This is a genomic window from Ruminiclostridium papyrosolvens DSM 2782, from assembly GCF_029318685.1.
GTDB classification, from domain to species: Bacteria; Bacillota; Clostridia; order Acetivibrionales; family DSM-1351; genus Ruminiclostridium; species Ruminiclostridium papyrosolvens.
Genome location: NZ_CP119677.1, coordinates 160,111 through 180,896 on the forward strand (window position 1 = coordinate 160,111; position 20,786 = coordinate 180,896).

General features: G+C 37.9%; 18 protein-coding genes. 17 read left to right on the top strand and 1 reads right to left on the bottom strand.

Going from position 1 to position 20,786, the window contains the following annotated elements; genetic code table 11:
* Positions 1-69: 69 nt before the first annotated feature.
* The 17 genes from P0092_RS00745 to rsmI all read left to right on the top strand — a co-directional run bounded on the left by P0092_RS00745 (position 70) and on the right by rsmI (position 20,409).
* Positions 70-1,647: a response regulator transcription factor gene (locus P0092_RS00745; RefSeq protein ID WP_004619161.1), complete on the top strand. Its 1,578-nt coding sequence runs from the start codon at positions 70-72 to the stop codon at positions 1,645-1,647.
* A gap of 18 nt (positions 1,648-1,665) precedes the next feature.
* On the top strand, positions 1,666-3,450 hold the full coding sequence (locus tag P0092_RS00750; protein WP_004619163.1) for a sensor histidine kinase: 1,785 nt from the start codon (positions 1,666-1,668) through the stop codon (positions 3,448-3,450).
* 69 nt (positions 3,451-3,519) lie between these two features.
* Positions 3,520-5,097: a response regulator transcription factor gene (locus tag P0092_RS00755; RefSeq protein WP_004619166.1), complete on the top strand. Its 1,578-nt coding sequence runs from the start codon at positions 3,520-3,522 to the stop codon at positions 5,095-5,097.
* Between the two features lie 122 nt (positions 5,098-5,219).
* Positions 5,220-6,923, top strand: coding sequence for an ABC transporter substrate-binding protein (locus tag P0092_RS00760; protein ID WP_004619168.1), 1,704 nt, complete (start codon positions 5,220-5,222; stop codon positions 6,921-6,923).
* Between the two features lie 85 nt (positions 6,924-7,008).
* Positions 7,009-7,980, top strand: a complete 972-nt coding sequence (locus tag P0092_RS00765; protein WP_004619169.1) for an ABC transporter permease — start codon at positions 7,009-7,011, stop codon at positions 7,978-7,980.
* A 9-nt stretch (positions 7,981-7,989) separates the two neighbouring features.
* A complete protein-coding gene (locus P0092_RS00770; RefSeq protein WP_004619172.1) occupies positions 7,990-8,904 on the top strand; it encodes a carbohydrate ABC transporter permease in 915 nt (304 codons plus the stop codon).
* 27 nt (positions 8,905-8,931) lie between these two features.
* Positions 8,932-10,170 carry an endo-1,4-beta-xylanase gene (locus tag P0092_RS00775; RefSeq protein WP_004619174.1) on the top strand — a complete coding sequence of 413 codons (1,239 nt, stop codon included), beginning with the start codon at positions 8,932-8,934 and terminating at the stop codon, positions 10,168-10,170.
* A 232-nt stretch (positions 10,171-10,402) separates the two neighbouring features.
* Positions 10,403-13,459 carry a glycoside hydrolase family 2 TIM barrel-domain containing protein gene (locus P0092_RS00780; RefSeq protein WP_004619176.1) on the top strand — a complete coding sequence of 1,019 codons (3,057 nt, stop codon included), beginning with the start codon at positions 10,403-10,405 and terminating at the stop codon, positions 13,457-13,459.
* A 206-nt stretch (positions 13,460-13,665) separates the two neighbouring features.
* Positions 13,666-15,039, top strand: coding sequence for an aminotransferase class I/II-fold pyridoxal phosphate-dependent enzyme (locus tag P0092_RS00785; RefSeq protein ID WP_479692162.1), 1,374 nt, complete (start codon positions 13,666-13,668; stop codon positions 15,037-15,039).
* Between the two features lie 52 nt (positions 15,040-15,091).
* The gene (gene tmk / locus P0092_RS00790) at positions 15,092-15,712 is read left to right on the top strand and encodes a dTMP kinase (RefSeq protein ID WP_004619180.1); all 621 of its coding nucleotides are present in this window, start codon (positions 15,092-15,094) and stop codon (positions 15,710-15,712) included.
* A 32-nt stretch (positions 15,713-15,744) separates the two neighbouring features.
* Positions 15,745-16,074, top strand: a complete 330-nt coding sequence (locus P0092_RS00795; RefSeq protein ID WP_004619182.1) for a cyclic-di-AMP receptor — start codon at positions 15,745-15,747, stop codon at positions 16,072-16,074.
* A 16-nt stretch (positions 16,075-16,090) separates the two neighbouring features.
* The gene (locus P0092_RS00800) at positions 16,091-16,558 is read left to right on the top strand and encodes a YaaR family protein (protein ID WP_004619184.1); all 468 of its coding nucleotides are present in this window, start codon (positions 16,091-16,093) and stop codon (positions 16,556-16,558) included.
* Between the two features lie 15 nt (positions 16,559-16,573).
* On the top strand, positions 16,574-17,542 hold the full coding sequence (holB, locus tag P0092_RS00805) for a DNA polymerase III subunit delta' (RefSeq protein WP_004619186.1): 969 nt from the start codon (positions 16,574-16,576) through the stop codon (positions 17,540-17,542).
* Between the two features lie 33 nt (positions 17,543-17,575).
* On the top strand, positions 17,576-18,451 hold the full coding sequence (locus P0092_RS00810) for a PSP1 domain-containing protein (protein ID WP_004619188.1): 876 nt from the start codon (positions 17,576-17,578) through the stop codon (positions 18,449-18,451).
* A gap of 107 nt (positions 18,452-18,558) precedes the next feature.
* The gene (locus P0092_RS00815; protein WP_004619190.1) at positions 18,559-18,729 is read left to right on the top strand and encodes a DUF362 domain-containing protein; all 171 of its coding nucleotides are present in this window, start codon (positions 18,559-18,561) and stop codon (positions 18,727-18,729) included.
* Between the two features lie 83 nt (positions 18,730-18,812).
* The gene (locus P0092_RS00820) at positions 18,813-19,547 is read left to right on the top strand and encodes a tRNA1(Val) (adenine(37)-N6)-methyltransferase (protein ID WP_004619193.1); all 735 of its coding nucleotides are present in this window, start codon (positions 18,813-18,815) and stop codon (positions 19,545-19,547) included.
* 13 nt (positions 19,548-19,560) lie between these two features.
* Positions 19,561-20,409: a 16S rRNA (cytidine(1402)-2'-O)-methyltransferase gene (gene rsmI / locus P0092_RS00825; protein ID WP_004619195.1), complete on the top strand. Its 849-nt coding sequence runs from the start codon at positions 19,561-19,563 to the stop codon at positions 20,407-20,409.
* A gap of 61 nt (positions 20,410-20,470) precedes the next feature.
* Here rsmI and P0092_RS00830 read toward each other — a convergent pair whose 3' ends face one another.
* Positions 20,471-20,710, bottom strand: coding sequence for an AbrB/MazE/SpoVT family DNA-binding domain-containing protein (locus P0092_RS00830; RefSeq protein WP_004619198.1), 240 nt, complete (start codon positions 20,708-20,710; stop codon positions 20,471-20,473).
* Between the last annotated feature and the right edge of the window lie 76 nt (positions 20,711-20,786).

Below are 20,786 nucleotides of genomic sequence, written 5' to 3' on the forward strand. Positions count from 1 at the left end.
AAAGTTTGAGAGGATAGTGAATTTCCCATTTAAATTGCATAAATAATTATATAAGGAAGGTTGCACTAAATGTTGAAAGTACTTCTTGTAGATGATGAACCATATGTTCTTGAAGGGCTGAAAGTTATGCTGGATTGGGAAGCACATGGCTTTAGAATTTGCGGTGAAGCATCAAATGGTGAGGATGCACTGGAAATTGTGAGAGTATGCAACCCCGATCTTATAATTACTGACATAAGCATGCCCAGAATAGATGGTCTGGAATTAATAAGGCTGTCCACTCAGAAACTCAAATCCACTGCAAAGTTTGTTATACTCAGCGGCTATGATGATTTTTCATATGCAAAACGTGCCATGCTGTACAATGCAAGCAACTACTTGCTCAAACCCTTGGATGATGTTGAACTGGATAGTGTTGTTACAAAACTGGCAGAACAAATCAGACAGGAACGGAAAAAAACAGAGAATATAAATAAACAACTTTCATTCATTGCAAATCAGAGCATTATGAGACTGATAAACGGAGATAATAAGCCGTCTCTCATAGGCAGGGTAGGCATGCTTCTGAATATTGCAGAGGATGAGGAGCTTCGGTGTATTCTTTTTGAAATTGATTCAGCTGAGAGCTGGGCCCACGGAGAAGAAAAAATCGGACTGAATATGAATAGAATACAAGCCGGAAAGGTCATAGAAGATGCACTTGGTCCGGCTTTTCAGTTACATATTTTTGAAGATGGAAAAGGAAGAATCGGCATAATAGCCAGTGAAAAAATGCCGTTTTTCAATTCCCTTGAGGAGTTAGCTCAAGGCTTGCTTATACAATTAAACCAAATATGCGGAGACGTGGTTTACGCCTCAATAAGTGATTCTGAAAAGGGCCTATCCCTAATAAGCAAGGCATATAGACAGGCTCTTTTTGCCATTGGCTTTAAATTTTATTCCCCTGATAAAAGCTTTATAAAATATGAAAATGTTAAGGGTTTAAATATTAATTTCGAAATGTGTACGGAAGATTATAACACATTGTTAGAGTTAATAAGATCAAACCGCGCTGATGAGATTGAACCGGTTGTAGGCAGACTTTTTGAGAATTTTTCTCAAAACCTCAGTGCTCCTCAGATAATCATTGCATATCTTATGAGCTTCCAGATGGAGCTGGTAAAGGTTATAATGGAAATAAACGGTGATTTGCAAGAGTTTTTAACTCTTGCGTTAGAGTTTCAGAAAACGGCAGAGCACATGAATATGCCGGAACTTCGTGGAGAATTCCTGAAGCAGTGCTTGAGTGCGGCATCGCATATAAATGGTTTTAAACAGGGAAATCCTCAGTACATTGTATCTGAGGTGAAAAATTATATAAAACAAAATTACTGTAATGACATTAAGCTCAAAGAGGTAGCACGGCATTTTTACATGAATCCTGTGTATCTGGGGCAGCTATTTAAAAAGTTTTCCGGCATGCAGTTCAACGATTACCTGAATACTATACGTATAGAAGAAGCCAAAAAACTTCTTCAGAGAACGGATATGAAGGTGAGCGAGATTTCGAGTGCTGTGGGATACAATGATCCGAAATATTTTTTAAGCAAATTTAAAGCAATTACCAATCTGCCTCCATCAGCTTTTAAAACAGGTAAAACTACTTAATTCGGAGATGAATCTACCATGAAAACTAAGCCGAGAATTTTAAGTAAAGTTAACGATATTCCGTTAACAATCAAATTTCTTATAATATACGTAGTTTGCATATTAACACCAATAATATTAATTAATGTGGCATTTCTCGAAAAATTCTACACGGTAGTCACTCAAAGAGAAGAAAATAACTATAATATTTCCATGGAGAGAGCAAAAAACGATATCAATACCTTAATAGAGGGTGGTATCGCTGCCAGTCATTCCATATCTACAGATGCAACCATATATGATTTATTGGACGCCGAATATGAAAATGTAGGGGAGTACTACGATATTTATAATAGTACCCTGAGAAACAGACTGTCTATGTACTCTGTAGCATATAATTATATTACAAATATAGGTTTATATGTAGATAACCCCAGCATAAGGCCGGGAGGTACATACTTCTATATAGACAAAAGTATAAAAAACACTCCATGGTACAAAGACCTGTCAGAGTCTAACGAACAGGTTATAATCAGAACATATCTGGGAACTACAAACAGTGCTCCCGTTAGGCCAATACAGTATTTAAGTATACTCAGAAGCTCCAAAAACAACCATTCCTTAGGCAGCCGTGAGAAAATACTCAAGGTTGACATAAGTCTTGACAAGGTATTTACTATTTTCAATCGTGAAAGAGATTTTATGAGTTTATACTTGTTGGATCCCCAAAATACTATAGTATGTTCAACTACAGGAAGAAATGGACAGAGTAATATTGATGTCCTCCAAAAACTTAGCAATCGTTCTCTGGGGCAGGAAAATATGGTTCTCGAAACACATCTGGGGAGTGCATCATATTTTAAAGGGTGGAAGCTTATAGGTGTTACCAACAGAGAGCGTATATCTGACTCTGTAGGGGATACCCTGAGCTTTGTATTGATTTTTGCTTTTATAAGTATACTAATTTCCTCACTTCTTATGTTTATAATTGTGCGGTCGTACAATTATAGATTGAAAAAACTTTCTAAACACATGCTGAAATTCAAAGACGGAAAGTTTGATTTGATTGATATAAACGAAGGAGAAGATGAAATCGGCGGAGTTATCAGAAACTTCAACCTTATGGCAGCAAGAATAAATACACTTATAAACGATGTATATAAGCTGGAACTGCAAAAAAAGAGTCTTGAACTTGAGCGGGTTAGGGCGGAAATAAATTTTCTCCAGAGCCAGATGAATCCTCATTTTCTATTTAATACACTAAATGCCATATTGGTAGTCAGCATAAAAAATAACTACACAGAAATAGTAGACGTCATAAAATACCTTTCAAAGACATTGAGACGTTTATTAAGCTGGAAGGATGATTTGGTAACTATTGAAGAAGAACTGTCCTTTACAGAAATGTATCTGAAAATAGAAAAATTCCGTTTCTGTGACAAATTTCAATATGAGATTAATGTAAATGAAACCTTACTTGACTATAAAATACCTAAAATGAGTCTTCAGCCCTTGGTTGAAAATGCCTGCAAACATGGTATTCAGGCAATAAAAGAGGTAGGCATTATAAATATAAATATTGAAATGTGCGAATCAGGTTTACTGGTAAGAGTGAAAGATAACGGCTCCGGTATGGAGCAGTATACCTTGATGGAACTGATGGAAAACATAAAAAGCGAAGTAGAGCTAAGTGCAAGTATAGGCCTTAGAAATGTTTACCGGCGTCTAAGACTTTATTATGGGGAAGATGTAGCTTTCAATATTGAGAGCCGAATTAATGCGGGTACAACTATTTATTTTACTGTCCCTTTTGAAAAGCTATAGAGTCTGGATTACAATATTTGATATATATTATATAGATTATTATGCATTTTTCATGGAGGAGGCTTTTTAATGTTTAAGGTTTTACTTGTAGATGATGAGCCTATGGCGATGGAAGCATTAAGGATTGTTGCAGATTGGGAAGAGCTTGGGTTCACCATTTGCGGTGAATGTGAAAATGGTGATGAGGCATTAAATGCAATTAAAGAAATTAAGCCTGACTTAGTGGTAACAGACTTAAAAATGCCCGGAATGGATGGTCTGGAATTAATAAGAAATGTAATGGAACATGTAAATCCCGATACAATGTTTATAATTGTAAGCGGCTATGATGAATTTGAATATGCAAAAACAGCAATGCAGTATGGAATCCGCTATTATGTTTTAAAGCCGGTCTTCAAGGATGAATTTTCTGAAGTACTAGAAGAAATAGTAGAGATTCTGGAGAAAAAATATCAATTGGGGAAAATCACTGTTGAAAACATAAATTCTGATATAGGAAGTCTACTCGGAAAATTTCTTTTAGGGAATTTGGATGAAGAGGAACTTAAGAGCAGAATGCCGGGGGATATATCGAAAAGTAATGCCAACTGGTTTTATGTTTGTTTAGGTACACCACAGGTTTGGGAACCAGTGAACTTAAAAAAACATGATACCAGCGAGGACACACAGGGCATATTAAAAGAAATAATGAATACAGGCCTTGAGGGTATATATATATATCCCATATTATCAAATACAGTGCTGGAAGGTATCGTGGTTTGCACAATATGTGGAATGCAGACTGATAAGGTAATAGAAACATTAAAATTAAATGTATCAACAATTTTTGGGGAAGGCTTTTATATAGGAGTCGGAAAGACGGTAACTGAACTTTCTGAACTTTCCCACTCTATGTCTCAGGCTCATAAGGCAATAGACTATAGATTTTTCAGCCCTCCCGGCAGTACAATTTACTATCAAAACATAAAGGATTTTACACTAAACTACAGCTTTGAGGGTATTTATAAAATTGAGGATATGTATAATGCTCTCGACAGTCTGGAGGAAATGAGAATAAAAGAAGCCGTTGAAGCAGTATTTTCTGATTTCCGCCGTGAGTTTACGGCACCTGAAATAATAAAAATGTATATTGTTAACATAATATATAAAAGTATAGCTATAGTATCCAGCTTAGGCGGTAATACAAATCAGATACCTCTGCTCGATTCTATTACGGGAATACTGGCAAGAAGCCTGATAATAGATGAAATGGAGAACATGACATATGAGTATTGTACCAAATTCGTTATATATGCTAAAAGCTTAAAAAACAATACAAAGAATTCAGATATGAAGCTTGTGGAGGAATATATAAAGAATAACTACACAAGAAACCTGACAATCAGGGAGATTTCCAAGAAACTTTACATACACCCAAACTATCTTGGACACCAGATAAACAAGTGGTTTGGATGCAGTTTCAATGAGTATCTCCATGGTCTAAGAATGGAAGAAGCAAAAACCCTGTTACAGAATACCAGTCTGAAAGTTCACGAAATTGCTGAGAGAGTGGGGTATAGTTCATACAGCAATTTCCTTGATCAGTTTGTCAAAAAGTTCTCCATAAAACCAAGTGACTACAAAATTATGTTAAATAACAAGAACTAAAATTTTTAGGTACTAAATCTTTATTTTTACAAATTGAAATGTATAGCTTAAAAACTGATAATAAGGGTGTAGCGTCACTGATTTTTATGTGATTCTGCTTATAAAAATAAGGAGGAGAAAAAATGATCTTAAAAAAGAAAAATTGGCTAGCAGCACTATTAACGGGTTTATTATCAGTTAGCTTCGTATTAACAGGTTGTGGCGGTTCAGATAAGAGCGGCTCTTCTACTTCAACAACTTCCGGCGCAGCAGCAACAGGTTCAACAGCTGAAAAATTGGATCCTGTGGAGATAAGCTTCTTTGTCTCAGACCCTGGTCAGGCACCAACACCTGATAACAAGATTTACAAGAAAATTAAAGAAGAACTTGGCGTTACTTGTAAATTTGAGTACTTAGTAGGTGACAAAAATCAGAAAATAGGTGTTATGATTGCCGGCGGAGAATATCCGGATGTAATAACTCTTGGCTCAGATACAGTTAGTAAGTTTACAGGAGCCGGTGCTTTAGTTGCTTTAGAGGACATAATCGATAAAGATGCTCCAAACCTTAAGAAGCATTTTGAACCTTACAAGAACAAGGTAAAAGATGTTGCAGACGGACATTTCTATGTAATGCCTGACTACGGTGTATTTTATAACGATTTCAGTATAAATGTTAATGAAGGTCCTGCCTTCTTTATGCAAAAAGCAGTATTGAAGGATGCTGGTTTCCCAAAAGTTAAAACTCTTGACCAGTACTTCGAACTTATAGAAAAGTATAAAGCAAAGAATCCTAAAATTGACGGACAGCCAACAATCGGATTTGAAGTTCTTTCAGAAGGTTGGAGAGATTTCTGTCTAAAGAATCCACCTCAACATTTGATTGGTCATCCAAACGATGGCGGTGTTGTAGTTGACGATAAGACTAATACTGCAGAATTCTTCTGGGATAAGGATTATGCGAAGAGATATTACAAGAAACTTAATGAAATAAATTCAAAGGGTTTACTTGACCCGGAATCATTTACTATGAACTATGACCAGTATATAGCTAAACTTTCAAGCGGTAGAGTTCTTGGTATGTTTGACCAGCACTGGAACTTCAGCAATGCTGAATTAACATTGAAGACTCAGAAGAAGTTTGAAAGAACATATGCTCCATTGCCGGTAGTATTCGATGAAGGAACTAAGGATTACTACATGGACAGACCTGTACTTAATGTTAACACAGGTTATGCTATTACAAAGAGCGCAAAAGACCCTGCAAGAATAGTTAAATTCTTTGATGCATTATTAACAGAAAAATGGCAGAAGATCCTCGGTTGGGGAATCGAAGGCGAAGATTATAAAGTTGACGATAAGGGCATGTTCTACATGACTCCTGAACAACGTGTAAACTACAATGACCAGACATGGAGACTTGGAAACATGGCTCATACTCTCTGGTACTATGCTCCTAAAATGGAAGGTACATTCAGCGATGGAAACGCTACCGGCCCAGGCGGACAGCCAAAAGAATACTATGATGCACTTGACCAGTATGACAAAGATTTCTTAAAAGCATACGGATATGACCAACAGTCTGATTTCTTTAGCCCAGCTCCAGAAAACAGAATTTCATATCCAGCATGGCAGGTTGATCTTGTTGACGGTTCACCTGCAGCCATGGCAAACACAAAAGCTGGAGATATTGCAACTAAATATCTGCCAAAGGCAATACTTGCTAGCCCTGATAAGTTTGACAGTGTATGGACTGAATATGTAAATCAACTTCACAAAGAAGACATTAAAGCATATGTTGATAGAATTAATGATCAACTTAAGTGGAGAGCAGAGAACTGGAAATAAGAGATATAAAAGTCCATTGGAGCATATTTTATATGCTCCAATGGATAATTAAAAAATCCAATGACTTGATTTACTGGGAGGCAGTATGGCTAATAATGTAACAGCTTTAGCTGAAAAAAAACTACAAGGCAATAAATTGACGGGACATAAAATAACCTGGAACACGCTTGTAAAGCAAAAGCAGCTTATATTCATGTCCGTACCGATGCTCATTTATGTTTTAGTATTTTCGTATGTACCGATTTGGGGCTGGCTCATGGCTTTCCAGAATTATAAACCGGCAAAGGGCTTCTTTGAGCAAAAGTGGGTGGGTCTCCAAAACTTCAAATATCTCGTTAAAGATGAAAATTTTATAAGAGATTTCAGAAATACAATTTGCATGAGTTTTATTAATCTGGTACTAAGTTATATAACAGCAATAGTACTTGCATTACTTCTAAACGAAATTAAGAATGTGTTCTTCAAGAGAACTGTTCAGACAATATCTTATTTACCTCACTTTTTATCTTGGGTAATTGTAACCGGTATTGTGGCTACTTGCCTTTCTACCGAGGGAGGTATTATAAACATAGTCATGGTGAAGTTAGGTATAATTAATTCTCCAATTAATTGGCTGAGTGAAGGAAAATATTTCTGGGGGATTGTAGGTGCCACTAATGTTTGGAAAGAACTTGGGTGGAATACTATAATTTACCTTGGCGCAATAACTGCCATCGACCCTGCTCTATATGAGGCGGCGGGCTTGGATGGAGCCGGAAGATTTAAAAAGATGTGGCATGTTACACTTCCGGGAATTAAAGCTACCTTTGTAGTACTTCTAATAATGTCTATAGGACACGTGATGGAAGCTGGTTTTGAAATTCAGTACCTGTTAGGTAAGGGACCTGTTCTGGATTGGTCCGAGACTATAGATATTTACGTTATAAAGTATGGTATTAACCAGTTCAACTATTCGCTTGCAACGGCAGCCGGTATTTTTAAGAGTGTAATCGCTATTATTATGCTATTCCTTGCCAACAATGTTGCTAAGAGATTAGGCGAAGAAAGGCTTATCTAAGGAGGTACTATGATTAATCGACGAAAACCCGTAAGGATAGGAGACGTAGTATTTAACACTTTTAATTTTGTCTTCATGGCTACACTTATGATTATAACTCTCTATCCATTTTTAAATACACTTGCAATATCTTTTAATAATGGTGTTGATACTTTAAGAGGCGGAATATACCTTTGGCCCAGAGAATTCTCTCTGCAGAATTACAAAGCTATATTCATAGGAGGCAACGTATTTCATGCGTTTTTAGTATCAGTAGAAAGAACTGTACTCACTACTGTGCTGAATTTATTCCTTACAACAATGCTTTCCTATACGTTAAGCAGAAAGGAATATGTATTCAGAAAGCCTATAACAATAATAGTCGTGTTAACAATGTATTTTAATGCAGGTATAATACCCAATTACTTTTTGATAAAGAACTTGCATTTGCTGAACAGTTTCTGGGTATATGTTCTGCCGGCTATGATAGCAGCATTTAATATGATTGTTATCAGAACCTTTATCTTAGGTATACCTGAAAGCTTTGTTGAATCTGCAAGAATCGACGGAGCAGGAGATTTCAGAATATTCATGCAGGTAATCTTTCCGCTTTGTAAACCGGTACTGGCTACCATTGCATTATTCGTTGCAGTTGGTTCATGGAATACATGGTTTGATACCTTCTTGTACTGCTCATCAAAGCAGAACCTTAGTACACTGCAATATGAGTTGATGAAGCTGCTGAGTTCGACCCAGAATTTTAATGCCAATCCTGCTTTGGCAGCAGGTGTAGGTGCAAACGCACACTCTGCAGAGAATATGGTTACATCCTTATCCATCAGGGCATCTATTACAATAGTTGCAGCTGTTCCGATAATTATTGTATACCCATTCCTGCAAAGATATTTCGTAGTAGGTTTGAATGTTGGTGGTGTTAAAGAATAATCCCATTTCCGTGAAGGAGAAGGAATAATGAGCATAGTCAGTAACAGTAAGTATAATCATCGAGTAGCAACAAAGACCATTAAACTTTCGAGACCGGACGGCAGTGCTTTAGGAAATACAGAGGTTGTTGTTGAGCAGACAAAGCATAAATTCCTCTTTGGTTGTGCACAGTTTGATGCTATTCCATATGTTAATAACATATATAAGGATGAAGAAAAAGAACGTGCAGAACAAAGATTTGAGAAGTTCTTTAGTTTGTTCAACTACACGACCGTACCTTTTTATTGGGGCTTATATGAGCGCATAAAGGGTCAGCCCATGATAAATGAAGCAAAGAAAGCAGCTCAATGGCTGGCTTCAAAGGGACTTTTGTTAAAGGGTCATCCGTTGTGCTGGCACACTGTTACAGCACCTTGGCTGCTGGACATGACAAACGAAGAAATACTCGCGGCTCAAATGAATCGTATTAACCGTGATGTTTCAGAGTTTAAAGGCCTGATAGATATTTGGGATGCAATAAATGAAGTTGTTATTATGCCTGTTTTTGATAAATATGATAACGGAATCACAAGGATTTGCAAGGAGCTTGGACGTATAAAGCTGGTTAGCAAAGTCTTCAATGAAGCAAAGAAAGCAAATCCGGGTGCAACACTGTTGATTAACGATTTTAATACTTCCGAATCCTACGCAATTTTGTTGGAAGGACTTATTGAGGCCGGAGTACCAATTGATGCAATCGGAATACAATCGCATATGCATCAGGGCTACTGGGGTGTGGAAAAGACTTTGGAGGTACTCGAAAGGTTTTCCAGGTTTGGAATTCCACTACATTTTACAGAAAATACTTTAGTTTCGGGACAGTTGATACCACCTGAAATTGAAGATTTGAATGACTTTCAGGTAAAAGAATGGCCTTCAACTGTTGAGGGTGAGGACAGACAAGCCAGAGAGGTTATATCCCATTACACGACTCTTTTGGCAAATCCAAAGGTGGAATCCATTACTTGGTGGGATTTTGCAGATGGAGCTTGGCTAGGTGCACCATCAGGATTCATCACTGTTGATAACAGAGTTAAGCCTGCATATGATGAGCTGTACAAACTTGTAAAAGATGAATTGTGGCTGAAACCAACTAAGTACATAACTGATGAAAACGGAGAAATTAAGGTTTCAGGATTCTTTGGTGATTACGAAGCTTCGTGCCGCGGAATGAAGAATGGCTTTACTCTTGACAGCTCAAATGAGACTGTCAAACTAATAATTTAAGTGTAGTAATGTAGTGTTATAAAAAATATTACCAGACGATTGACCTTCTCAAACTTCGATTTTGTCTGGTAATATTTTTTTATTCTTTTTTTCATTGAGATTCAATACTTAAATCTTTGCACATACTAATTTTGTAAACTTAATTAGACTGGCTGCAGTAATTAGAGCTATAATTTAGTTAAATGCTTAAAGGCTCAGGCTGTAAACCATACCGTAAAGGATTGTGAAAAGAATGATAATTAAAAATTATTTTGAAAACCCTAAAAAACTTCATGTAGGTACGATGGAAAAAAGGGCATATTATATACCGCACCCATCGGGAGATATTAATAAGAGCAGTGACAGAACAAAGTCCGAAAGATTTCATTTATTAAACGGAGAGTGGGACTTCCACTATTTCAAAAGCGTGTACAATATTACTGATGAGTTCTACTTACCGGAATTTGACCGCTCAGGCTTTGACAAGATACCTGTTCCTTCTGTGTGGCAAAACCGTGGTTATGACAAGCATCAATATACAAATATAAAGTATCCTTTTCCATATGACCCTCCGTATGTTCCCGTTGACAACCCGTGCGGTGCATATATCAGAGAATTTTATGCAGACGGCAGTTGGAGTGGAATGAAGAAATGTATTAATTTTGAGGGTGTTGATTCATGCTTCTATCTCTGGATAAATGGTAACTTTGCAGGCTATAGTCAGGTTTCCCATTCCACCAGTGAATTTGATATAACTGACCATGTACAAGAAGGGTTTAATACAATAGCAGTTCTTGTACTTAAATGGTGTGATGGCAGTTACTTTGAAGATCAGGATAAATTCAGAACATCAGGTATATTCAGAGATGTATATATTCTTCTTAGGCCCGAGAACCATATAAGGGATTTCTTTGTAAAAACTTCCCTTACCGATAACTATAAAAGTGCTGAAATACGAGTTGACATGGATTTTATGGGAAGTGTTCCCTGTGTTGAATATAAGCTTGAGGATAGCAGCAACGGGAATATTGAAGCAAGAGGAAAGACTCAGGGAAATAGCCTGAGTATTAAAATAGATGCTCCCAAGTTGTGGAGTGCAGAAATCCCGCAGCTTTATAATTTAGTACTGGAATCTGAGCAAGAAGCTATTTCAGTCCCTATAGGCATACGTGAAATAAAAGTTGAGCAGGGTGTTGTTTACCTGAATGGTCAAAAAATAAAATTCAAGGGTGTAAACCGACATGACTCAGATCCTGTAAAGGGTCCGGCGGTAGATGCTCAGGATATGCTCAGGGATTTAATGCTGATGAAGCAGCATAATATAAATGCTATTCGTACAAGCCATTATCCTAATTCACCTGTGTTTACCGAATTGTGTGACAAGTATGGATTCTATGTCATTGCTGAAGCAGATATTGAAGCCCACGGGACAACTACGGTTTACGGGGGAGGTCAGAACGGAAAAACCTTTCCAATGCTGGCACATGACCCCGAATTTGAAGAGTCTGTTACAGACAGGGTAAAAAATTGTGTTATACGGGATAAGAATCATCCTTGTGTTGTTATATGGTCACTGGGAAATGAGTCCGGCTATGGCAGAAATTTTGAGAGTGCCTTGAAGTGGATAAAAGGCTATGATACCAGCAGACTTACCCATTATGAAAGTGCGTTGTATCCTCCGGAGGGCTATAATGCTGATTTCAGTGACTTGGATTTATACAGTCGTATGTATGCCTCCTGTGAGGATATAAATGAATATTTTCAGGAGAATGCCACAAAACCCTTTATATTGTGCGAGTACTCTCATGCTATGGGCAATGGCCCGGGTGATCTTGAGGACTACCATGAACAGATAGAGAAATATGATGGCTTATGTGGGGGCTTTATATGGGAATGGTGCGACCATGCCGTATATATGGGAAGAACCGAAGATGGCAGAAAAAAATATTTTTATGGAGGAGATTTCGGCGAATTTCCTCATGACGGGAATTTTTGTATGGATGGCTTGGTTTATCCAGACAGAAGAGTTCATACAGGATTGTTGGAATATAAAAATGTTCTTAGACCGCTGCGATTGGTAGATGAGAATTCAAAAGACGGAAAATTTACCTTTAAAAATATGCTTGATTTTGTTAACACAAAAGACTGTGTGTATATTTCCTATGAAGTAACCAAAAACGGAGAGGTTGTGTCAGGGGGTATTATAGATGACCGCAAGCTGCTGGACATACAGCCCCATGAGAAAAAAGTCATAAGCCTAAATCTTTCAGATGAAAAAGAAGGCGACTGCTATATAAAATTTGATTATATACAAAAGACGGATACTCCATTTGTCAGCAGAGGCTATCAGCTTGGTTTTGATCAGGTGAAGCTGGAGGTTGACAGGGTTGGACTTAAAGAGGACAAAATAACTGCTATTTTGGGTGAATCCAGTTCAGAGGACGGGGAGCTGTCCTTGATAGAATCCGACACGAATGCCGTAATAATAGGAAAAAACTTTCGATATACCTTTAATAAAATGACAGGTGTGTTTGATAAAATAGTATACGACAATAACGTAATTCTTGAGAAACCAATGGACTACAATATATGGAGGGCACCTACGGATAATGACAGAAATGTACGGCATAAATGGGAAGAAGCAGGCTATGACAGAACCTTGTCCCGGTCGTACAATACTCACGTCTTCAAGGAAAGCGGTAATATAAGGATAATCACGGAACTATCCCTTTTGGCAGTTCATGTTCAGAGAATACTGAGTATCAGCACCGAGTGGAATATAGCTGAAAATGGACTTATATCAGTTAACATTCAGGTGGAAAGGAATATGGAAATGCCTTTTCTGCCAAGATTCGGCTTGAGGTTATTTCTGCCGGAATATATCAGCAATGTTGAATATTTTGGTTACGGCCCAAATGAAAGCTATGCAGATAAGAGAAGGTCATCATATGTGGGTCGTTTTAAATCAAATGTAGGAAGAATGCATGAGGATTACTTAAAACCTCAGGAAAACGGAAGTCACTGGGGGTGCCATTATGTAAAACTGGTATCAAATTGTGGTCTTGGGCTACTGATAACCGGAGATGAGACTTTTAGTTTTAATGCCTCCTGCTATACTCAGGAGGAACTGACAAATAAATCTCACAATTTTGAACTGGAAAGGTGCGGAAATACTGTCCTTTGCATAGATTACGCGCAAAGCGGAATAGGCTCAAACAGTTGCGGGCCTGAGCTTATGGAGAAGTATCGTTTTAATGCACAGAGATTCCATTACACTATGTTCATAAAGCCCTTTACAAAGAGGCCATAGGACTTTATATTGTAAATAAAGCCTTTAAAAAGTAAAATAAATATATTAACCGGGTTATGCAGGCCGGGTGTGGCACAGAGCAAAGCCATACCCGGCTTGAAATACATTAACTACGGCTTTACATGGAAAAGGGTGCAAAAGTGTATAACTTACCAATATATAATTATTTAAGAAAATACCAAAAAGAAAATATAAATATATTTCATATGCCCGGGCATAAGTTGTCAAGTGGAATTCCACAGGAACTTGCCACGGAGGTTCTTAAACTTGATGTAACAGAGATTGATGGAACAGACAACCTTCATTATCCCGAGGGAATTATAAAAGAAGCTCAGGAGCTTGCAGCAAAGGCGTTTGGAGCTGACAATACCTTCTTCCTTGTAAATGGCTCCACCTGTGGCATTCAGACTGCAATTATGAGTGTTTGCACTAGGGGGCAAAAAATACTTATAGGAAGAGATTCACATAAATCAGTAGTGTCAGGGCTTATAATGTCCGGGGCAGAACCGGTATTTATTTACCCCGAATATAACAGCAAGTTTGGAATAAATGAAGGCATAACAGCACAAAGTATTGAAAAGGCTCTTTGTAAGAACCCGGAAGTCGCTGCTGTACTTATAACAAGACCTAATTATTACGGTATATGCAGCGATATTGAGAATATAATAAAAATAGTTCATTCACACGGAAAGCCTTTGATAGTGGATGAAGCTCACGGAGCACACTTGGTCTTCAGCCCTCTGCTGCCCCATTCGGCCAACCAATACAAAGCGGACATTGTAATACAAAGTGCTCATAAAACTCTTCCGGCTGTTACACAGGGGGCATATATGCATATAAACGGCTCCCTTATTGACATTGAGAAAATCAGATTTAACTTAGCCATGCTCCAAACCTCAAGTCCTTCATATATTATAATGACGTATCTGGATATTGCAAGAGAACTCATGGAAAAAGAAGGGACAGAAAGACTTTTTAATTTAATCGAGGAAATCAGTACTTTTAAAAACAGGCTTTCTGAAATACTCGGTTATAAGGTTTTAGAAGGCAGTTATTTGGGTATTAATACAATACATGACCCCACACGGTTGGTTTTGAATACATCAGGCCTTGGTATAAGCGGATATGAGGCAGAAGCCATTCTAAGAGCAGAATTGTCTGTTCAGGTAGAAATGGCTGATTATGAAAACCTTGTTTTAATTACAACAACAGCTGATAAAAAAAGTACTTTTGACAGACTTTACGAGAGTTTATCAAAACTGGCTCGAATACATTTTAATGATGAGTGGGGAAGGCAAGCAGAAAAAATAAGAAGTTTGACAGGACATAAGCCATTTGAAGCTTTACAGGCATTAAGCCCGTATGAGGCCTATGTTGCCCAGAAGGAAGAAAAGCAAATAAAATCCTGTTTAGGAAGGGTTTGTGCGGGAGTAATTACTCCATATCCTCCGGGCATACCTGTTCTTTATCCGGGAGAAATAATAGACAGCAGTAAGATAAGCTACATAGATTCCATTATCAAGCTAGGGGGAAAGGTTAATGGTGTCGGTAATAATAATATTGTCCAAGTTGTAAAATAATGTGTTATAATTTTTGTATCAGACAAATGATAAAACAGTTGGAGGTAAGATAATGTGTAAAGGTTTGTTTATAACTGTTGAGGGAACTGACGGGTCAGGAAAGACAACTCAGATTAAGTTGATGGAAGAATTTTTAAAGGCTGCGGGCAATGATGTAGTCCTGTCCAGAGAGCCGGGTGGTACTGAAATCAGCGAGACAATAAGAAATTTGATACTAGACCCCGGGAATAAGGATATTTCCCCTTTAACAGAAATGTTGCTTTACGCTGCAGCCAGAGCCCAGCATGTTTTTCAAGTCATAAGACCGTCTTTAGAAAGCGGTAAATGCGTTATATGTGACAGGTTTGTAGATTCAAGCTATGCATATCAGGGATGTGGCAGAGGCGTTGACCTTAAAACGGTAGCAGATGTCAATAGAGCCGCAGTTGACGGCGTAGTACCGGATATTACGTTTTTTCTGAACATTGACCCGCGTTTGGCAATAGAAAGAAGGATAAAATCTACGGGTGCAGACAGGATAGAGCAGGAAAAAATGGACTTTCACATGAGGGTATATGAGGGTTACAGGAAAATGGCATTATTATATCCCGACAGGATTAAGTCAATAGATGCTTCAAAATCAATAGAAGAAATATCGTTACAGATAAAAACATACCTCAAAGAAATACTTTAAAAAACTATAACTATATTTAAGGAGGGATTATGATGAAACTGGTGTTTGCAATTGTACATGATGAAGATGGGCACAGAGTAATGGACGAACTTAACAAGAACGGCTTTAGTGTTACTAAGATGTGTTCATCCGGAGGTTTCCTGAAAGCCGGAAATACCACTTTACTTGTAGGTGTAGATGAAGATAAACTGGATGAAGTGATTGCCATTATTGAAAAGAAGTCAAAAAGCAGGAGACAGGTTATAAATACACCGGCCTCATCCGGAGGTATAAACGGAATGTTTATGCCATATCCCGTTGAAGTAACGGTAGGTGGAGCTACAATTTTTGTAGTTGACGTAGAGAAATTCCACAAAGTTTAAAATAAGCCATAAGAAGGTGATTCCGATTCCCATCAAGATACAGGATTCGTCAGACAACCGTGCAAATATTTCAGCATTGCCCGGCAGAGATGAAAGAACAATAAGAAATGAAAGAGATTCAACTTTTTCGTATCAGCTGAGAAAACTTGAAACCAAGAATTACGAAGAGAGGGTTAAAGTACTTGCTGATAAAATTGAGAGCCAAGGCAAAAAGCTTGGAAAGAAGACTGACATCAGGGAATTGAAGGTATACAAGCAGTTAATCTCAGAATTTCTTGATGAGGCGGTTTCACATTCACATAATTTTATGAAGAAAAACTTCCTGGATAGAAGAGGAAGACACAGGGTTTATGCAATAATAAAGAAAATAAATGAAGAACTTATTGAACTGACAAATGAAGTACTCAAATCACAACAAGACAATATTAGCATACTAAAGAAACTTGATGATATCAGGGGATTGATACTTGACTTGTTTTTATGACATTACGGAGGCAAAATGTTAGGGCACCAAAGAATACTTTCCGCATTAAGAGCTGCAGTACAAAAAGATAATGTAAGTCATGCATATATATTTGAAGGCCCGGATGGGGTCGGAAAAAGAGATACTGCACTGAAGTTTGCATCAATGCTGATGTGCGGCGAGGAGCAATTCCCGTGCGGGGTATGTAAATCATGTCAGCTATACAAGGAAGCCTCAAATCCTGATTTTCATGAAATAATTCAAAAGGATAAAAGCATCAGCGTCGAGGAGATAAGAAATATACTAAAGGGACTTGTTATAAGACCTCTTTATTCCAAATATAAGGTAATTATCATAAACGATGCTGATGCTATGACTATTCAGGCGCAAAATGCACTGCTAAAATCTCTGGAAGAGCCGCCGCCATACATCGTGTTTATATTAACGGTCCAATCTTCGGCGGCAGTGGCACAAACTATACGTTCCAGATGTCAGAGAATACTATTCAACAGATTGTCCCATGAAGACATTATGGAAATTCTTGAGTCAAACTATGGGCTTAGAAAACCTGACTGGGAGTTTATCGTTTCATATGCGGACGGTGTGGCAGGTACGGCATTGGAGCTTGCAGAGTCGTCCCATTACCTTGAATTAAGGGAAGAAGTATTGGAAATTACTTCAAGTCTGGTAGCGGCGGGAGACGCTGATTTGTTTAAGTTTTATGATACGTTTGAAAGAAATAATGACAGGGTAGACTATGTACTGCATGTAATACTATTGTATTTCAGAGATTTACTAATTTACAAGGAGACTGGTGATACAAGTCTATTGATAAATTCAGATAAAAAAGATATGATTATTAGGAATGTGGGACTGCCCTTTTCCCATGTTTTGAAATGCATACAGGCAGTCTGGGATGCCCGTAGGGGCTTGGATAGTAACGCCAACTTCCAGCTGGCTATAGAAGTTATGCTTATGAAAATTAAACAGGCAAATAATACGTAAACTTTTTATGTATTGTAGAAAGGAACTTTATAGATGGTAAAGGTTGTAGGAGTTAGGTTTAAAAAAGCAGGCAAGATATACTATTTTGATCCCGACGAGTTAGTGATAGATTTGAACCAGAACGTAATAGTTGAAACTGCAAGGGGAATAGAATTCGGATTGGTGGTTGTTCCCAACAGAGAAGTGGACGAGTCTGAGATAGTTGCTCCACTGAAAAAGGTTATCAGAATAGCTACCGAAGAAGATATTGTCCATGCTCAGGAAAATGACAGAAAAGAAAAAGATGCATTTAACATATGCCTGCAAAAAATCAACGACCACAAATTGGAAATGAAGCTTATAGACGTAGAATATACATTTGACAATAACAAGGTGTTATTTTATTTTACAGCGGATGGAAGAGTTGATTTCAGAGAGCTTGTAAAGGACTTGGCATCAGTTTTCAAAACGAGAATAGAGCTTCGCCAGATTGGTGTAAGAGACGAGTCCAAGATGATGGGCGGTATAGGAATATGCGGCAGAGTGCTTTGCTGCAATTCATTTTTGGGAGAATTCCAACCTGTTTCAATAAAAATGGCTAAAGAACAGTCCTTGTCTCTGAATCCTACTAAGATTTCAGGCACTTGCGGAAGACTTATGTGCTGTCTCAAATATGAACAGGAAGCATATGAAGATTTGCTTGCCAGAGTTCCTAAGGTGGGTGCTATAGTTGAGACTCCTGAAGGACAGGGAACTGTTGTGGAGGTAGTACTATTAAAGGAAATTCTTAAAGTAAAACTGGACATTGGTAATGAATCTGATTTGAGAGTGTATAATTTCAAAGATGGGGAAATAAAAGTAATAAAAGATGCTACAACCAGTGATGACAATGATATAGACTTTGAAGCCCTCAAACAACTGGAAGATTAAAAGAGATGGTAAAATAGTTTGTCAATCGGTATAATAGATGGTAAAATAGTAGCGAAAAGCAAATAAAGATATTTGTTTTCCTTAATATTTAGGAGGTGTTAAAAAAAATGGCATATTCAATAAGTGATGCTTGTATTAGCTGTGGGGCATGTGAATCAGAGTGTCCAGTATCATGCATAACTGCTGGAGATAGCGTTTATGTAATCGATGAGGATACTTGTATAGAATGTGGAGCATGTGCAAACGTATGTCCTGTTGATGCTCCTCAACAGAAATAAGTTTTAGACATTAAGGGTCAGATAAAGGGTCATCCTTTATTTGGCCCTTTTTTCAGGGATAAATTATAATAAGAGGTGTACTTTTGGTTACTATCAGAGAAAAAGAGCGTATTGATGACCTTCAGCTCCATGGTTTAAGGCTGATACAAAATACGGAAAAATTCTGCTTTGGAGTGGACGCGGTTTTACTGTCTGATTTTGCTGATGTCAAGAGAAACAGTAAAGTACTTGATATAGGAACGGGAACAGGGATAATACCTGTACTTCTGGCAGGAAAAACAAAGGCTGCCAAGATTGTTGGCCTTGAAATTCAGGAAGAAATGGCTGAGATGGCTTCCAGAAGTGTAACCCTGAACCAACTTTCGGAAAGACTTGAGATAGTTCAGGGTGACATAAAACTCTACAGAGAGTATTTTGGGAAATCAAGTTTCGATGTTGTAGTATCCAATCCCCCTTACACCAATAAGGGCTGCGGACTGATAAATCCCATGGACAGCAAGGCAATTTCCCGGCATGAGATTTTATGCAGTCTGGAGGATGTCGTAAGTGCGGCGGCGGCATTACTGGTGCCCGGAGGGCAGCTTGCAATGGTACACAGGCCTGAAAGACTGGCTGATATCATATGCAGTATGAGAAATAATGGTATTGAGCCAAAATATTTAAGACTGGTACATCCAAAACCCGGAAAGAAACCAAATATGCTGCTTATTAAGGGAAATAGAGGCGGCAACCCTGAACTTAAGGTAATGGAACCTTTATATGTATATAACTCAGATGGAACATACTCTGATGAGATAAATAAAATATATGGAAGATAAGAGGAAGCACAAATTGAGCGAAAAGGGTAAACTTTATCTGGTAGCAACACCTATCGGTAATTTGCAGGATATAACTTTCAGAGCAATAAATACCCTGAAAGAAGTTGACTTTATAGCGGCGGAAGATACCAGACAGACAATCAAGCTATTAAATCACTTTGAGATAAAAAAGCCTCTTGTAAGTTATTATGAGCATAACAAGGTAGTAAAGGGTAACTATCTGATAGAGCAGTTGCTGCTTGGCAAAAACATTGCTCTGGTGTCTGACGCCGGAAGCCCGGGAATATCTGACCCCGGAGAGGATTTAGTAAAGCTTGCGATAGAAAACAGCGTTGAAGTAACAATGATTCCCGGGCCGGTTGCAGCGGTTACAGGGCTGGTTATATCAGGACTGCCTGCCGGAAGATTCGTATTTGAAGGCTTTCTTCCCATGAATAAGAGGTCAAGACAAGAAAGGCTTCAGCAGTTAAAAAATGAAACAAGGACTATTATATTTTATGAAGCTCCTCATAAACTGCCGTATACATTAAAAGATATGTATAATGCTTGGGGAGACAGAAGGATAGCCCTTGCGAGGGAGCTTACCAAAAGATTTGAAGAAGTCATAAGGTGTGGTTTATTCGATGCAATGGAAAGATTTCAGGAAGAGGCACCAAAGGGTGAGTTTGTTGTCATAATTGAGGGACAGGATAAAGAGTTCCTTGCAGAGCAGGAACGTGACAAATATTCTGAAATCAGCATAGAAGACCATGTAAACAAATACGTTGAAGAGGGACTTACAAAAAAGGATGCCATAAAAAAAGCAGCTGAGGACAGGGGATTAAATAAAAGGGACGTATATAATGCCGTAATGAAAAAATAAAAAGAACCTGTGAAAAATTTCACGGGTTCTTTCTACTTTTGTTTTTGTAATAATAATTTTATTACTTCTTTAGTTCTTTCATACACTCAGGGCAGATATTCTTACCCTTGTATACAATTACATCTTTGGCATTACCACAGAAGATACATGCAGGCTCATATTTCTTCAAAATAATGGTTGCCTCATCAACGTAGATTTCTAAAGCATCCTTTTCTGCGATGTCCAACGTTCTGCGGAGCTCGATTGGAAGAACAACTCTTCCCAGCTCATCAACCTTTCTTACAATACCAGTAGATTTCATCAAAATTGACCTCCTCATATGCACTACATATTTCGACAAACTTCGAATTTATAATACCATAAATTCCAATAAACGT

Coding starts and splice junctions, on each gene's coding strand:
- P0092_RS00755 (WP_004619166.1), top strand. CDS start 3,520: ATGTTTAAGGTTTTACTTGTAGATGATGAGCCTATGGCGATGGAAGCA.
- P0092_RS00745 (WP_004619161.1), top strand. CDS start 70: ATGTTGAAAGTACTTCTTGTAGATGATGAACCATATGTTCTTGAAGGG.
- P0092_RS00770 (WP_004619172.1), top strand. CDS start 7,990: ATGATTAATCGACGAAAACCCGTAAGGATAGGAGACGTAGTATTTAAC.
- P0092_RS00810 (WP_004619188.1), top strand. CDS start 17,576: ATGGTAAAGGTTGTAGGAGTTAGGTTTAAAAAAGCAGGCAAGATATAC.
- P0092_RS00765 (WP_004619169.1), top strand. CDS start 7,009: ATGGCTAATAATGTAACAGCTTTAGCTGAAAAAAAACTACAAGGCAAT.
- P0092_RS00750 (WP_004619163.1), top strand. CDS start 1,666: ATGAAAACTAAGCCGAGAATTTTAAGTAAAGTTAACGATATTCCGTTA.
- P0092_RS00775 (WP_004619174.1), top strand. CDS start 8,932: ATGAGCATAGTCAGTAACAGTAAGTATAATCATCGAGTAGCAACAAAG.
- holB (WP_004619186.1), top strand. CDS start 16,574: ATGTTAGGGCACCAAAGAATACTTTCCGCATTAAGAGCTGCAGTACAA.
- P0092_RS00795 (WP_004619182.1), top strand. CDS start 15,745: ATGAAACTGGTGTTTGCAATTGTACATGATGAAGATGGGCACAGAGTA.
- P0092_RS00815 (WP_004619190.1), top strand. CDS start 18,559: ATGGCATATTCAATAAGTGATGCTTGTATTAGCTGTGGGGCATGTGAA.
- P0092_RS00780 (WP_004619176.1), top strand. CDS start 10,403: ATGATAATTAAAAATTATTTTGAAAACCCTAAAAAACTTCATGTAGGT.
- P0092_RS00760 (WP_004619168.1), top strand. CDS start 5,220: ATGATCTTAAAAAAGAAAAATTGGCTAGCAGCACTATTAACGGGTTTA.
- tmk (WP_004619180.1), top strand. CDS start 15,092: ATGTGTAAAGGTTTGTTTATAACTGTTGAGGGAACTGACGGGTCAGGA.
- P0092_RS00830 (WP_004619198.1), bottom strand. CDS start 20,710: ATGAAATCTACTGGTATTGTAAGAAAGGTTGATGAGCTGGGAAGAGTT.
- P0092_RS00785 (WP_479692162.1), top strand. CDS start 13,666: ATGCCCGGGCATAAGTTGTCAAGTGGAATTCCACAGGAACTTGCCACG.